Annotated in this window: 13 protein-coding genes; 7 read left to right on the top strand and 6 right to left on the bottom strand. The window is 63.0% G+C overall.

What is annotated here, in order from left to right; all coding sequences use genetic code 11:
* Positions 1–17 precede the first annotated feature (17 nt).
* The 5 genes from NKI66_RS27405 to NKI66_RS27385 are packed head-to-tail and all read left to right on the top strand — an operon-like array spanning position 18 to position 7,376.
* A complete protein-coding gene (locus NKI66_RS27405; RefSeq protein WP_352753567.1) occupies positions 18–1,520 on the top strand; it encodes a sugar ABC transporter ATP-binding protein in 1,503 nt (500 codons plus the stop codon).
* Positions 1,517–2,491: an ABC transporter permease gene (locus tag NKI66_RS27400; protein ID WP_023685593.1), complete on the top strand. Its 975-nt coding sequence runs from the start codon at positions 1,517–1,519 to the stop codon at positions 2,489–2,491. Before NKI66_RS27405 ends, NKI66_RS27400 begins: the two co-directional genes overlap by 4 nt.
* Positions 2,484–3,473, top strand: coding sequence for an ABC transporter permease (locus tag NKI66_RS27395; RefSeq protein WP_031204409.1), 990 nt, complete (start codon positions 2,484–2,486; stop codon positions 3,471–3,473). Before NKI66_RS27400 ends, NKI66_RS27395 begins: the two co-directional genes overlap by 8 nt.
* 16 nt (positions 3,474–3,489) lie before the next feature.
* Entirely contained in the window at positions 3,490–5,550 is a 2,061-nt protein-coding gene (locus NKI66_RS27390; protein ID WP_352753565.1) for a hydantoinase/oxoprolinase family protein, read from the top strand.
* A 32-nt stretch (positions 5,551–5,582) separates the two neighbouring features.
* Positions 5,583–7,376 (top strand): hydantoinase B/oxoprolinase family protein, encoded by a 1,794-nt coding sequence (locus tag NKI66_RS27385; RefSeq protein WP_023737067.1) that lies wholly within the window; start codon positions 5,583–5,585, stop codon positions 7,374–7,376.
* 44 nt (positions 7,377–7,420) lie between these two features.
* On the opposite strand, the gene NKI66_RS27380 is transcribed toward NKI66_RS27385, so the two are convergent.
* The 4 genes from NKI66_RS27380 to NKI66_RS27365 form a co-directional block, all read right to left on the bottom strand.
* A complete protein-coding gene (locus NKI66_RS27380) occupies positions 7,421–8,104 on the bottom strand; it encodes a GntR family transcriptional regulator (RefSeq protein WP_023737066.1) in 684 nt (227 codons plus the stop codon).
* Between the two features lie 88 nt (positions 8,105–8,192).
* A complete protein-coding gene (locus NKI66_RS27375; RefSeq protein ID WP_023737065.1) occupies positions 8,193–9,506 on the bottom strand; it encodes an aspartate aminotransferase family protein in 1,314 nt (437 codons plus the stop codon).
* A 33-nt stretch (positions 9,507–9,539) separates the two neighbouring features.
* A complete protein-coding gene (locus NKI66_RS27370) occupies positions 9,540–10,520 on the bottom strand; it encodes a transketolase family protein (RefSeq protein WP_352538806.1) in 981 nt (326 codons plus the stop codon).
* The gene (locus tag NKI66_RS27365; protein WP_023768618.1) at positions 10,517–11,398 is read right to left on the bottom strand and encodes a transketolase; all 882 of its coding nucleotides are present in this window, start codon (positions 11,396–11,398) and stop codon (positions 10,517–10,519) included. Before NKI66_RS27365 ends, NKI66_RS27370 begins: the two co-directional genes overlap by 4 nt.
* 98 nt (positions 11,399–11,496) lie before the next feature.
* Here NKI66_RS27365 and NKI66_RS27360 point away from each other — a divergent pair, with 98 nt between their 5' ends.
* Together NKI66_RS27360 and NKI66_RS27355 are read left to right on the top strand one after the other, a co-directional pair.
* The gene (locus NKI66_RS27360; protein ID WP_352753561.1) at positions 11,497–12,876 is read left to right on the top strand and encodes an aminotransferase; all 1,380 of its coding nucleotides are present in this window, start codon (positions 11,497–11,499) and stop codon (positions 12,874–12,876) included.
* Positions 12,877–12,999: 123 nt separating this feature from the next.
* A complete protein-coding gene (locus NKI66_RS27355; RefSeq protein WP_352753559.1) occupies positions 13,000–14,493 on the top strand; it encodes an NAD-dependent succinate-semialdehyde dehydrogenase in 1,494 nt (497 codons plus the stop codon).
* A gap of 77 nt (positions 14,494–14,570) precedes the next feature.
* Here NKI66_RS27355 and NKI66_RS27350 read toward each other — a convergent pair whose 3' ends face one another.
* Positions 14,571–14,990, bottom strand: coding sequence for a Fic family protein (locus NKI66_RS27350; protein WP_352753557.1), 420 nt, complete (start codon positions 14,988–14,990; stop codon positions 14,571–14,573).
* 23 nt (positions 14,991–15,013) lie between these two features.
* A complete protein-coding gene (locus NKI66_RS27345) occupies positions 15,014–15,286 on the bottom strand; it encodes a Fic family protein (protein WP_352753554.1) in 273 nt (90 codons plus the stop codon).
* Positions 15,287–15,362: the final 76 nt, after the last annotated feature.

The following is a 15,362-nucleotide window of genomic DNA, read 5'->3' as shown; positions in this document are numbered from 1 at the left end:
GTTCGGTGGTGTCAGCGATGCTTGAACTTACGGGTATGACGAAGCGTTTCGGGGGGGTGGTGGCGCTTGACGGCGTCGATTTCACGCTGCTGAGCGGTGAGGTCCATGCCCTTCTCGGCGAAAACGGCGCCGGAAAGTCGACGCTCATCAATCTGATAGCGGGAACCTACGGCTGGACCGAAGGCTCTTGCCGTATCGACGGCCAAACCGTTTCCGCGCTGACCCCACAGAAATCCCGCGATGCCGGGGTGGCGGCTGTGTTCCAGGAATTCAGTCTTGTCCCCGACCTCACGGTCGAGGAGAACCTGTTTCTTGGACGCGAGATCAAGGGAAGGCTTTTCCTAAATCGGCGCGCGATGCGTGCCCGCGCGGAAGAACGCTTCCGCGACGTTGGCTTTCACGTCGAGCTGGACAGCAAGATCGAAACGCTGACCCGGGCGCAAAAGCAGATGGTCGAGATTGCCAAGGGCATGCTTTCGGATGCCAAGATACTCATCCTCGACGAACCGACCGCGTCGCTTACCGACGGTGAAGCGGAAAAACTGTTCGCCGCAATCGCGGGCCTCAAGGCGCGGGGCGTCGGCATCATCTATGTGTCGCATCGCATGGCCGAGATCCGTCGGCTCGCGGACCGTGTCACGGTCTTGCGAGGAGGGCGCAAGATCGACACAGTGGCCATCGCCGCGGCATCGGACGCGACCCTGATCGAGATGATGGTCGGCCAGCCGGTCGAACGACTTTATCCATCAATTAGCCATCGCCCCGCCGAAATCGTGCTGGCGACCAGGGGGATCAGTGTCTCCGGCACCCTATCCGATGCCTCCATCGTGGTCAGAGCTGGCGAAATCGTCGGCCTGGCGGGCCTGGTTGGCTGCGGTCGTAGCGAACTTTGCCGAGCCGTATTCGGCCTGGAGCGTGTGACGTCCGGTGAGATCGAACTCCATGGCGAGGTGGTCAGAGCGCCAGTGCCGCACAGCATGTTGCGTGCTGGACTTTGTTACTACCCGGCCGATCGCGGCGCCGAGGGACTGGCGCTTGGCCGGCCAGGCCGCGAGAATGTGACCATGGCCGCGCTCGACGACCCGAGACTGTCCCAGGCCGGACTGCTCAAGTTCTGGCGCGAGCGCCGGGCGATAGCCGCGCCGTTGAAGACACTGGGTCTACGACCGATGGCGCCGGAACGCGCGGCGTCGTCGTTTTCGGGAGGAAACCAGCAGAAACTCGTGCTGGCGCGCGGTCTGATGCGTCCTGTCTCGGTCCATATTTTCGATGAACCGACGGTCGGCATCGACGTGGGCGCTAAAAGCGAGGTCTACAGGCTTATGAAAAGCCTGGTCGAGAATGGCGCGGCTATTCTGCTGTCATCGTCCGAACTGCCAGAGCTCGTTCACCTGGCCAACCGCGTCTATGTCATGCGCGAAGGGCGCATAGTCGCCGAACTCAAAGCCGACGGCATCACCGAGGCCACTGTGCTGCGTCACTATTTCGACGCCGAAACCCGCGCCACGGAGGCAGCATGAGCCCTGACACGCTGCGGCGCCGTTTTCTGGAAACCGGCGGGATCGTCATCCTGCTTCTGGTCGCGGTTGCGGCCGCGGCCGCGATCATCGAACCGCGTTTTCTGAACCGCCTGAACATCCTCAACGTCCTGCGCAATTTCTCCTTCCTGGCGGTTCCGGCGATCGGCCAGATGATCGTCATGACCACCGGCGGTTTTGATCTGTCGGTCGGCGCCACCATGGCCTTGGCGTCCGTGGTCACGGCCGCGGCGATGGCCGCGATGCCCGACGCGCATGGGCTCCAGCTGCTGATGCCGGTAGCGCTGGCCTTGGCCTGCGGCGCCTGTGTTGGCCTGGTAAACGGCACGCTGGTGGCGCGCCTTTCCCTATCACCTTTCATGGTGACATTGGCATCGTTGTCGATCGTCGCGGGACTTACGCTCTATTACACACAGGGTATCCCGATCTATGGCGTTTCCGACGCCTTCGTCTATGCCATCGGGCGAGGGCAGGTGCTTGGCCTGCCGCCGGCCTTGCTGCTGGCGATCGTGGTGATCGCCATCGCCATCATTCTGCAGCGTCGGACCGCGCTCGGGCGCCACTTCTACGCCGTCGGCGGCAACGTCGGCGCCGCCCGACTGTCGGGAGTGCGCACACACCGTGTGTTAATTACCGCCTATGTGCTCTCCGGTCTCCTGGCCGCACTCACCGGCGTGCTGATCACCGCCCGTATCGGTTCCGGCCAGTCGACGATCGGCGGGACGCTCGGACTGGAGACGATCGCAGCGGCGGTGATCGGCGGCGTTTCATTGCGCGGCGGCTCAGGCCGCGCCGAGAACGTCGCCATGGCGGCGCTGTGCCTGGCGATCATCGCCAATGCGATGAACCTCACGCAGATCGACAGCAAATTCCAGACGCTGGTGCTGGGTTCGGTGCTCATCGGCGCACTGGCTTTCGACCGAATTGTTCAGGGGAGGCGGGCCAATGTCTGATCGTCCAGACATGGCGGCTCCGGTTGTTCTTGACCGCGCTCGCCCGGACATCCGCCAGTTCGCGTCGCAGGCCAAGCTGCCGGGGCTCGTATTCCTGGCCCTGCTGGGTCTCGGTCTGCTCGACCCGCGCATTGTTTCAAGCGGCAATCTCTGGAACATCGCGATCCAGACGAGTTATCTCGCACTGTTTGCCATGGCGCAGACCATGGTGCTGCTGACGCGCGGCTTCGACCTGTCGCTTGGCTTTACCGTCTCGCTCGTCAGCGTCATATCGGCGATGGTGATGACCGGAAGCGGCGATATGCCCATCCTGTGGGGGATCGCCGCTGGCCTTGGCGTCGGGCTGCTGATCGGCGGGCTGAACGGCGTCCTCATCGCCGGTATCGGCATCAATCCACTGGTGACGACGCTTGGCATGGCCAACATTGTCATGGCACTGGCGTCAACCGTCAGCGGCGGCTTTCCCGTGCCGGGCGTTCCCGAAGCCTTTACGGACGCCTTGGCGGAGGGACGGCTGATCGGCATTCCGGTGCCCATCCTGTTCGCCGCGCTGTGTTTCGCACTGCTGTTCCTGGTCCTGCGCTTCACCGTGTTCGGGCGCGGCCTGTATCTCATCGGCGCCAACCCTCGCGCGGCGAAGGCGGCGGGCGTTCGCACCGGACGCGTCGTTGCGATCGACTACGTGGTCTGCTCGCTGCTGGCCGCGATTGGCGCCATGCTGCTCACCGCGCGGACCGGATCGGGCGAGCCCAATCTCGGCGGCAACCTGACCCTGGAATCGATAGCGGCGGCGGTGGTCGGTGGCGTGCGCCTCACCGGCGGAGAGGGAGGCGTCACCGCGGCTCTGCTCGGTGCCCTGTTCATCACGGTCATTTCCAACGCCATGAACCTCATGCAGGTCGACGGCTATCTGCAGCAGGTTCTTTTGGGCCTCATCATTCTGGCCAGCCTGATACTGGGCCGCGATTACAAGAAACGCTAACAGCTTCGGACCTTAAATGGCTTATCAAGTCTGCATCGACATCGGCGGAACCTTCACCGATTGCCTGATTTCCGAGCCCGGTGGGAAAATCTCGATCTTCAAATCGCCCACCACGCCCGGCGAATTCGAGAAGGGATTCATCAACGTGCTGCACGTGGCGGCGGCCGGATACGGGCTCGATCCCGCGACGTTCATGACCAAGATCGACTTGATCGTACACGGCTCGACCGTCTCGACCAACGCGCTGGTCGAGCGCAAGACCGTCAAGGTCGGATTGATCCTCAACGAAGGACATCAGGACATCCTCGTCCTGCGCGAGGGGCCGCGCAAGGGCGCCTTCCAGTGGCGGCTCGACTATCCCGAGCCCTATGTCCCGCGCCACCTGACGAAGACGGCGCGGGGCCGCGTCGATGCGCGCGGGCGGGAGCTCACGCCTCTGTCGAGATCCGATGTCGAGGCGGCGATAGCCGACTTCCGGCGCTATGGGGTCGAAGCGATAGCGGTCGGTCTGCTTTGGTCGGTCGTCAATCCCATCCATGAAACAACGGTGCGCGATATCATCGCGCAGGCATGGCCGGAGATCCCGGTCACGCTTAGCCATGAAGTCAATCCGATGTCGCGCGAGTACAAGCGCATCATCGCGGCCGCTATCGACGCGTCGATCAATCCGATCGTGCGCACCTACATCGAGGACTTGCGGCAAGCACTTTCGCAGGCGGGTTTCCAGGGCGAGCTGCTGCTCGCCAACTGCGTCGGTGGAATGATGCCTCCCGCCGAGATGCTGCGGCGGCCAATCTACAGCGTCATGTCGGGGCCGACGCTGGCGCCGATGGCCGCGCTGGCGCTGAGCGACGAAGCCAACGTCATCGTCGGTGACATGGGCGGCACCACCTTCGACGTCTCGGCTTTGCGTGACCACCAGATCATCGTCACCCCGGACAGCATGATCCACGACGACTCGCTGGGGATCGCGAAAGTCGATGTGAGATCGGTTGGCGCCGGCGGCGGGTCGATTGCCTGGGTCGACGATGGTGGCCTGCTTCGTGTCGGGCCGCAAAGCGCTGGCGCGCGGCCGGGGCCGGCATGCTACGGAGCGGGCGGCACCGCGCCGACGGTCACCGACGCCAATGTCGTGCTCGGCATCATTGACCCGGATTATTTTCTCGGCGGCCGGATCAAGATCAGCCGCGATCTGGCCGAGAAAGCGGTCGCGAGCATCGCGACGCGGCTCGGCATCCCGCTGCTCGACGCGGCTTACGCCATCCAGACCACCAGCAACCACAACATGGTCGGGGCCATCGAGGAAATCACCATTCGCGAGGGCATAAACCCACGCGACAGTTTCTTTGTCTGCGGCGGCGGCGCGACCGCCATCCACATCGCCGAGATGGCCGACATATTGGGCTTGAAACGCTACATGATCCCGCGCTTCATGGCCGGGCTGAGCGCGTTCGGCGGGTTGATCTCGGATATCACGCGCGAGGAAAGCGCTGTTTTTCTGACCTCGACCCGGCGCTTCGACGCCGCGGGCGTCTCCGACATCCTGGCGCGGTTGAAGGTGTCGGGCGAGGCATTCCTCGAACAGGCCGGCGTTGAGCCAGATCTCCGGCGTTTCGAGTTCTCCTTTCTTGGTCGCTACGAGTACCAGTCCTGGGAAATCGAGGTCCATTTCGAGGCCAATGAGGCGCGCCCCGAAGCGGAAAAACTCCCAAGTCTCGTCGAAGCGTTTCATCAGATGCACGAACGCATTTATTCAATCAGATCCGACCGCGACGTCGTCGAATTCACCAACTGGAAGCTGCGCGCGGTGGGCAAGCGGGCTAATCAGGACGCCTGGAGGGACTTCAGGCTAGCCGACCAGGCGACGGCGCCGGTCGCCAAGACCCATCGGCCAGCTTATTTGCACGAAACCCGGCGGACGAGCTCTCTGCCTGTCTACGACATGGACCAGCTGGGCGCGGGGGCGGCGCTTGATGGGCCATGCCTGGTGGAGGCGACGACGTTCACCGCCTTCCTCAAGGACGGACACCGCGGGCGCGTCGACCCGCAAGGCAACATTGTCGTGACAGTCGATTGAGACTCAAACCTTCCCGAACAAGGCATCGTAAAATGAATTCACCTGTCATTCGCCTGGAGACGCCAACGCGCCGCGTCGATCCGTTCCTGATGTCGGTTCTCAAAAGCCGGTTCGAGGCGGTGGTGCGGGAAATGACGCTGGTCGTGATGCGGGCCAGCCGCTCAGCGGTGATCAAGAACGCCCGCGACCTGAGCTGTGCGATCCTGACCTATGATCACCGCCTGGTTTCCACCGAGGACGCGCTGCCGATCCACGTCATGTCGATGGATCTGGCGACCCGTCCGATAACGGAGTTGTTCGACGATATCGCCGACGGCGACATCTTCCTCAACAACTGCCCATACACGGGCGGCACCCATCATGCCGACCTGATCATGGCGATGCCGATCTTTTTCGACGGCAAGCCGCTGTTCTGGGCCGTGGCGCTTTCCCATCACGCCGATACTGGCGCGCCGACACCTTCGACATATCTGCCATTTGCCAAGAACGTTTATGAGGAAGGGATCCACTTTCCCTGCGTGCGTGTGGTCGAACAGCACCGGGAGAAGCAGGACATCCTGCGCATCGGCATGATGCGCAACCGTGTTCCAGACATCTGGCTGGGCGACGTGCGAGCCCAGATCGGCGCCTGCAGGACCGGTCGACGCCGTCTCTTGGAACTGCTTGAAAAATACGGCCGCGACACGCTGCTGGATTTCGTCGAGGACTGGTTCGACTACGGTGCGCGTCGCGCCATGGCCGAGATCGCCAAATTGCCGAAGGGCAAGTTCTCCTACGAGGTCCGCCATGACCCGGTCCCCGGCGTGGCGGAGGAGGGGATCCCGGTCCGGATCACCATCGATGTCGACCCTGAAGCCGGCGAGATCACGGTCGACGTGCGTGACAACATGGATAACGTCCCTGGCGGTCTCAACCTGTCGGAAAACACCTGCACGGGCTCGTGCCGCATTGGCGTCTTCAACAATCTCGACGACGGCATCCCGCACAACGAGGGCGCCAAGAGCCGGATCAAGGTGTTGATGCGGGAGGGAAGCGTGGTTGGCAAACCCCGCTACCCCGTAGGCACCTCGGTGGCGACCACCAATGTCAACGACCGGTTGATCATCGCCGGCAATTGCGTGTTCTCGACGATGGGAGAACCCTATGGCCAGGCCGAGAGCGGCTCGCACCTGCCGGCGGGGATCGGGGTGATTTCGGGCAAGGATCCGTTCAAGGACGGGCAGCCCTACGTCAACCAGGTCTTCATTGGCTACGCCGGCGGCGGCGCGCGTCACGGCTATGACGGCTGGTTGACATATTGCGGGCCGGCGAATGGCGGCCTGATCGCGCTGGATTCCGTGGAGGTGGACGAATCCATGTATCCCATCATCATTGAATCGCGCGGCGTGGTGGCGGGTACCCAAGGCATTGGCGAGTTCGAGGGCGCTCCCGCGGTGGGCGGTGTCTTCTATCCCGTCGACCACGAGATGACACTGGTCTACTCGGCCGATGGCACAACCTTTCCGCCGCGTGGCGTGCTGGGCGGCGGTGACGCCAAAGCAAGTCGCAGTGCCAAGCGCGGCACGGATGGCAAGCTGGTGGAATTGCCGGCCTTCCATGAGGAGGCGTGCCGCGCCGGCGAGCGCATCGAGTTCGTTGCCTGTGGCGGCGGCGGCTACGGCGACCCGACCAAGCGCGATGTCCGCCGTGTCGCGGCCAGCGTTGGCCGCGGCTGGCTAACAAGCGAAGCGGCTCGCAAGTCCTACAAGGTTGCCCTGGTGCTGGACGCCGAGCAGGGCGTCTGGGTTGTCGACCAGGATGCCACCGCGCGCCTTCGGGCGGCCTGAGCCAGCGCGAAGAGAGGTCGCCAGCAAATGACCGGCGGCTTCGATCACGCCCGCTTGGCGGCCGCGTCCTGCTCGTCGAAATACCGCAACAGGTTCATGCCACCGCGCACGATGTCGCGTTCGATCGCCTTACGCGCCACCTTCTTGTTGCGGGTCCGGAACGCTTCGATCAGCGTCTCGTGCTCCTCCGCGCCGATGTAATCGTTCTCGGCCTGCAGATAATACACGTTAAGGATAGGGCCCATCGAGACCCACAGGCTTTCGATCTGGGCGATCAGCATATCCATCTTGGACAGGCGGTAGACCCCGAAGTGGAATTCACGATTGGCGCGACGGGCGCGGTCAGCATCGCCGGACGTTTCGCCGGCCACGAAATCGCGATGGATCTCGACCAGTTTTGCAATGTCCTTCTCCGAAACATGCTCAACGGCGAGTTCGGCCGCTAGTCCCTCGAGCGCGATGCGAATGAGCCGGACCTGCCAGTAACGCGACCGGGTCAGCTCTGGAACGGTGATGAACCGCCCTGACCGCAGTTCCAGCGCCTGCTCGCTGACGAGCCTGAAACAGGCCTCGCGCACAGGCGTGACGCTGGTGCCCAGCCGTTGCGCCAGATCCTGCATCAACAGTCTTTCGCCGGGCCGGAAATTGCCGGCGATCAGGGCTTCGCGCAGCGAGATATAAGTTCTCGCCGACAGACTGCCTTGCTCGATTGGCTGCATCGTGCTCATGGTCCACCGCTGCAATCTTGGCCGCACCGAATCGACAACGGATAGTGCGAGACGCTCTTATATCCTATAAGTCCGTTGCGAAACATGGCTAGGAGCTGGCGGGTTTCCCAGCGGAGAGCTTGCGCAGGATTGTCTCGATGATATCCAGCGATTTCTCGACTGTCGCCCGGTCATGGCTCCCTGACAGGTAGAGACGCTTGAGCGGAAGCGGCTGGCCGATCAGCCGGTTCGCCACCATCTCTCTGCGGAACGCAAGATCGAAAACATCGTCGTTGCCCAGCAAGTCCTGGTAGTCGCGGTAAGGACCGCTGAGGAAATAGATCAGCCAGACCGAGCCAAACCCGGCGCTCTGCGCGGGCAGGCCGAGGCGATCGATAATGCCATCCAGCTGCGTGCGCATGAAAGCGCCGAGGGCAAACAGGCGGTCGTAGAAGCCTGGTTTCGACAGCTCCTCGATCGTCGCCTGCATGGCGGCGAGCGTCGACGGCGTGCCGTTGAAAGTACCGCCCATGAACACGGATCCTTCCCCGGTCCGGCCGACGAGCGCCATGAGATCGCGACGACCGGCCACCACGCCAACGGGATAGCCTGAGGAGGCCGCCTTGCCGAAGGTCGCGAGATCAGGCGTGACGTCGGCGATCGACTGATAGCCGCCGAGCGCGTGGCGAAAGCCGGTGATGACCTCGTCGAAGATCAGCACGACACCATGATCGCTGGTCAGGCGACGCAGCTCGCGCAGGAAAACATCCGTCGCGATCACCGACCCCATATTGTGAGCGATTGGCTCGATGATGATCGCCGCGACATCGCCGGGATTGGCCTTGAGATAATCCTCGACGGCGCCGGCATCGTTGTAAGGCAGCACGATGGTGTGACGGGCGGCATCCTCGAGGATGCCAGCACTGATGGGATCGTACTTGCCGATCGCCTGCGCGTGCGACTGTACGTTCATGGCGACATAGTCGTGCCAGCCATGATAGCCGCCTTGGAACTTGATGATGCGCTTGCGACCGGTGGCGGCACGGGCAAGGCGCAGGGCGTGATAGGTCGCCTCCGATCCGGAATTGCAGAAGGCGACGAGATCCGCGCAAGGGATGCAGTCGACCAGCGCCTCCGCCACCTCGATCTCTAGCCGCATCGTTCCCGCGCCGACAAGATCGATGTCCTGGGAGACCGCAGCGATGCGTTCACGCACCGCCGGATGACAGTGGCCAAGCACATTGGCGCCGAAGCCGCAGTGGAAGTCGGTGTACTGGTGTCCATCGACGTCGTAGAGAAACGCACCCTGCGCCCGGGCAAATACATGCGGCGCGCCGAGCCTGCGGCTCGGGCTGAGCAATCCGCCCGGCATCACCGCACCGGCGCGCTCGATGAGTCGGGCGGTGTTATTCTGATCGGTCATCGGAATGTCCGTGCATGGCTATGGTCCGCCGGCTCAGCCGAGGGCTTCAAGAACGGTGGCCTCGATTCCCGCCGCGTCCAGCCGGTAGTGCTTGTAGAGATGCGTTGGCGGCGCAATCAGGCTGTATTCGTCGCGGATGCCATGGCGTATCAACCGTGCCGGGCTGCCCGCCTCCGCCAGGATTTCCGCCACGGCGCCGCCCAGACCGCCCAGGATATTGTGTTCCTCGATGGTTAGAATGAAGCGGGAGTGAGCCGCGGCCGAGAGCACTGCCTTCGTATCCATTGGCTTCACCGTATGCATGTCGATCAGTCCGACGGACTTGCCCGCCGCGCGCAGCGCCCGGTAAGCCTCCCTTGAGGGATGGACCATCGAGCCACAGGCGATGATGGTCAGTTCCGATCCTTCGCCGTGAACGATCGCCTTGCCGAACTGGAACTCGACGCCGTCGTCTTCATAGACCAGCGGTTCCTGGCCGCGGCCAATGCGGAAGTAGATTGGCTGGGCATGATTGACAGACGCCTTGACGGCGGCCGCCAGTTGCGGGCCGTCAGCCGGCGCGACGACCGTGAGGTCGGCGATGCTTCGCATGATGGCAAGATCTTCCGTCGCATGGTGGGAGGTGCCGTAGAAGCCGAGTGAAATACCGGCATGATGACCGATCAGCCGCACCGGCAGCGCCGAATAGGCGACGTCGGTTCTGATCTGTTCGCAGCACAGCAGCGCCAGGAAAGAAGCGAATGTAGCGACGAACGGCATGGCGCCGGTGCTGGCCATGCCGGCAGCAGCCGAAACCATGTTCTGCTCGGAAATGCCAAATTGCGTGAAGCGTTCGGGAAAGCGTTGCGCGAACCGCACCAGCCCGTTGGAATATTGAAGGTCGGCCGTACCGGCCACGACCGGATAACCGTCTTCGACCAGCTCAATGAGCGCGTTGGCCAGGTAACTCAGGCCAGGCGCGCGCGCGTTGATCTGGCGGTACTGCCAGGAGTTGGTATCGATCGGGCCGTTCATTGTGTTTTGCCTCCACGCTTGATCTCTTCGGCGGCCAAGGCCTCGTCCGATGGCGCGAGATAGCCCAGATGCCAGCCGGGTTCGGTTTCCATGTAACCAACGCCCTTGCCTTTGGAGGTCTTGGCAATGATGCAGACGGGCCGGGTGCGGTCTGCCTCGGCCTTCAACTGTCGCAGCAGCGTCGCGAGAGCGACGACGTCGTGCCCATCGACCTCGTGCACCTGCCAGCCGAACGCCGCCCATTTGTCGGCCAACGGTTCGATGCCGATGATGTCGTCGACCTGCCCGTCGAGCTGGTATCCGTTGCGGTCGACGATGGCGATCAGATTGCCGGCCTTATGGTGGGCGGCGGAGAGCGCCGCTTCCCAGACCTGGCCCTCCTGCATCTCGCCGTCACCGAGCAGGACATAGACATCGAAGCGCCGGTTGGCCGCACGGCCGCCAAGCACCATGCCGAGGCCGCCGGACAGGGCATGGCCGATCGAGCCGGAGCTGAAATCGACGCCGGGCACCTTGCGCATGTCGGGATGATCGCCAAGCGGATTGCCGAGCCGGGTATAGCCATCGAGGACGTCCTTGGAGAAGAAGCCCCAGTCGACCAGCAGCGGATAAAGGCCGACCGCGGCGTGCCCTTTGCCCATAAGGAAGCGGTCGCGGTCCGGCCATTGCGGCTCGCCGCGCCTCAGCCGCATCGCATCGTAGTAGAGCGTGGCGAATATTTCCGCGCAGGAGAACACCGACGAATAGTGGCCCACCTTGGCGATCTGGATGAGGCGCAGCGTCTCGAGCCGGACGAACTCTGCCCTGTCGCGCAACAGGGCGATCCGCTCCGCGTCGGGTGGCAGGGTGTTGTTTGAAGGAGTGGGTGCGTTGGCCATTGGACGTCACTCTCGGGATCATTTTTTCTCGACAACTTATAAGTTATAAGATATTCCTCGCCGAAGCAACCGCCTATCTGGTCGCAAGGAGAATTTTGATGAACAACGAATCGCGCGTGCTGGACATGGCCAGGCACTTTCATTCCCAAACGGATCCACGCCTGCATGAGGATCATGGTCCGTTGACGATCGTGGCCGGCGAAGGCGCGACCGTCACGGATGACGCGGGCAACCGCTATATCGAGGGCATGGGCGGACTCTGGTGCGCCTCGCTTGGCTTCAGCGACAGCCGGCTGGCTGTCGCTGCTGACCGCCAGATGCGCAAGCTCGCCGTCTACCACACCTTCAACCACCGCTCGAACGAGCCCACCGTCGAACTCGTCGAGCAGCTTACCGCGTTGGCGCCGTTCGACCACGCGCGCGTCTTTCTGGTCGGCTCCGGTTCGGAAGCCAATGATACGATGATCAAGCTCGCCTGGTATTACCAGGCCGCGCGGGGACGTCCGGAGAAACGCAAGATCATCAGCAGGTTTGGCGCCTTCCACGGCAGTACGATCATGGGCGCGGCGCTGAGTGGGCTGCCGCACATGCACAAGTCCTTCAACCTGCCGCCGCTTCCCGTCATATTCGCCGCGCGGCCGTTCCACTATCTCGACGGTCTGCCGGGCGAGGCGGAGCATGACTACGCCACGCGCCTGGCCCAGGAACTCGAGGCCCTGATCCTGGCGGAGGGGCCAGAGACGATTGCCGCGATGATCGCAGAGCCAGTCATGGGCGCCGGCGGCGTGCTGGTACCGCCGGAGAATTATTTTCCAAAGGTTCAGGCGGTGCTGCGCAAATACGACATCCTGATGCTGTCCGACGAGGTGGTCTGCGGTTTCGGACGCACCGGAAATTGGTTCGGCAGCCAGACTTTTGGCATGGAACCGGACATGCTGTCGGTCGCCAAGGGGCTTTCATCCGGTCATCTGCCCATTGGCGGCGTCATTATCTCCGACAAGGTCTACCAGTGCGTCGCCGACGAGGCCCACAAGGTCGGCGTGTTCGGCCACGGTTTCACCTATTCCGGCCATCCGGTGACAGCCGCCGTCGCCGCCGAGGCGATCAGGATCTACCGTGAGATCGATCTCTTGAGCCAGGCGCGCCGTCTCGGCGATTATATGCATGCAGCGCTCGCGGACGCGCTCAACGACCATACACTGGTCGGCGAGGTCCGCGGCCGCGGTTTTATAGCGGGGATCCAGATCGTCGAGGATCGCGCCACCCGTCGCGCCTTTGCGCCGGAGCTGCGAATTGGCACCGATGTCGAGCGGCGGTGCCGCGAGCACGGAGTCATGATCCGCAACATGGGCGACGTGCTGGCAATCTGCCCGCCCTACGTCATCGCCACTAAAGAGATCGATTACATGGTTGATGGCATTCGCGCGGCTCTTGATGAGACCGCGGCGGCCCATGCGCGGACTGACCAGTCGGCATGAACCCGCCCGGCGAGGCGGCGAGACGTCGCTGGAGGGGCCGGCCGCGCGAAAGGCGCTTGGGCAAGCGCGAGCCGTAGCCAGCATACAGGATCCTGATTGTCTTATCCGAACGGAGGCCAGACCATGCTTCAGAAAACCAGCCATTTCATGCGCCAGGCCAATCTCATCAACGGCGAGTGGGTGCAGGCCGACAGCGGACTGACGGTCGACGTCAACAACCCGGCCACCGGTCTCAAGATCGGCACCGTGCCGAAGTCGGGCAGGGCCGAGACCCGCCGCGCCATTGAAGCCGCCGCCGCCGCCTTCAAGTCGTGGCGCAAGACCACCGCCCTCGAGCGCTCGAAGCTGCTGCGCAAGCTGCATGACGCGATGATGGACAATCAGGACGTGTTGGCCGAACTGCTCACCATCGAGCAGGGCAAGTCGCTGTTCGAATCGAAGGGCGAGATCGGCTCGGCCGCGGCCTACATATTGTGGTTCGCCGAGGAAGGTCGCCGCACCTATGGCGATGTCGTGCCTTCGCCATGGGCGGATCGCCGCATCCTGGTGACCAAGGAGCCGGTCGGCGTCATCGCCGCCATCACGCCGTGGAATTTCCCGTCCTCGATGCTGGCCCGCAAGCTCGGCCCGGCGCTCGCCGCCGGCTGCACCGCAGTGGTCAAGCCGGCCTCGCAGACGCCATATTCGGGCCTCGCCTGGGGTGCGCTCGCAGAGGAGGTCGGCTTCCCCAAGGGCGTCGTCAACATCCTGACCGGTTCGGCAAGCGAGATCGGCGACGAGATCTGCGCCAATCCGCTGGTGTCGAAGATCACCTTCACCGGATCGACCGAAGTCGGCAAGCTTCTCATCCAGAAGTCGTCGGTCACCGTCAAGAAGGTGTCGATGGAGCTCGGTGGCAACGCGCCGTTCATTGTCTTCGATGACACCGACCTCGAGCGTGCGGTCGCCGGTGCGATCACCGCCAAGTATCGCAACTCCGGCCAGACCTGCGTCTGCACCAACCGCTTCCTGGTTCAGTCTGGCGTCTATGACAAGTTCGTCGAGAAGCTCGCTGCCGCGAGCAATGGGCTGAAGGTCGGATCCGGCCTCGAGGACGGCGTGCAGCAGGGGCCGCTGATCGACGAGAAGGCGGTCGAGAAGGTCGAAGAACTGATCGCCGACGCCACATCCAAGGGCGGCAAGATCGTTGCCGGCGGCAAGCGCCATGCGCTCGGCGGTTCGTTCTTCCAGCCGACGGTCATTGCCAATGCGACGCCCAAGATGCGCTTCATGAAGGAAGAGATCTTTGGCCCGGTCGCACCGGTGTTCAAGTTCGAGACCGAAGAGGAGGCGATAGCACTCGCCAATGACACCGAATTCGGCCTCGCCTGCTATTTCTACACCGGCGATCTCGGCCGCGCCTTCCGCGTCATGGAAGGGCTGAAATACGGCATGGTCGGCGTCAATGAAGGCCTCATCACCACGCCGGAGGCGCCGTTCGGCGGCGTCAAGGAATCGGGTCTCGGCAAGGAAGGCGGACATCAGGGCATCGAGGATTACCTCGACACCAAATATGTCTGCATCGGCGGCCTCGGCTCTAGTGCGCCGGCTTTTCCCACGTCTCAGAACGCGGAATGACGAACCCGCGGGTGATCCGGTGAAAATCTTTCCGGTTCCGAGGAGAAGTGACCTAAGATCGTGAGCGCCCTATGCTCTTACGTTTCCGGAAAAAGCTTCGGAAACAGCGCGTCCAGAGCGTCCGCCGGAAAGCGTAGGGACACTAGGCTCTTTGGCGTTTCCGACGCCAATAGTCCGAGCGCGATTACGTCATTGAACACTCGACGCGCCGTACGTTCGGGTAGTCCGCTAATACGGGATGCCTCGCCGCGGTCAAACTCACCGCGCGTGAGCGCTTCCTCCACGAGGCGGCCGGCTTCGGGCTTCAGACCACTGCGCTCCACATGCCGATACAGCCGCTTGGCCAACGTGTCGAGATCGAACAGTCCGGTCATGAAGCTCACCTGATCGATACACGCCTGCAGGAACCATAAGGTAAAATCGCCGAGTGCGCGTTCGGAGAGGTTGCCACGTCCGTCGAGATCACCCTGGCGGGGCATATCGGCATGATCCATCATGCTCTTGTAATCCGTTCGGCTTTTCACGCCACGTGCCAAGCCTCGTGAGATCGACCACAGCCCGTGCGCGGCGACCCCGGCCTGAGGGCCATGGCGTGGCTCATCAATCGGCTGATGCGTCCGTTGCCGTCCGGAAACGGGTGAATGTAGTTGAAGCGGTGATGCGCGGCAGGAATGGTCAGGATGCGTCCGGCCTTGCCCAGCTTATCGAAGCGATAACGCATGGCAAAGTATTGCATGAAATCGTTGACGCGATCGCTCGAAGGCGGTTTCATGCCGGCCGATGGCGACGTCATGCTCTGGCTTCGATCGCCACTCACCTGGCGCCATGACGAACTCACGGCCGGAACCCTTGATGGTCAGCATGGGCGA

Source organism: Mesorhizobium sp. M0518 (assembly GCF_040321125.1).
Lineage (GTDB): Bacteria > Pseudomonadota > Alphaproteobacteria > Rhizobiales > Rhizobiaceae > Mesorhizobium.
Note: the sequence above shows the minus strand (reverse complement) of the source record. Positions and strands in the feature narration are given on the sequence as shown.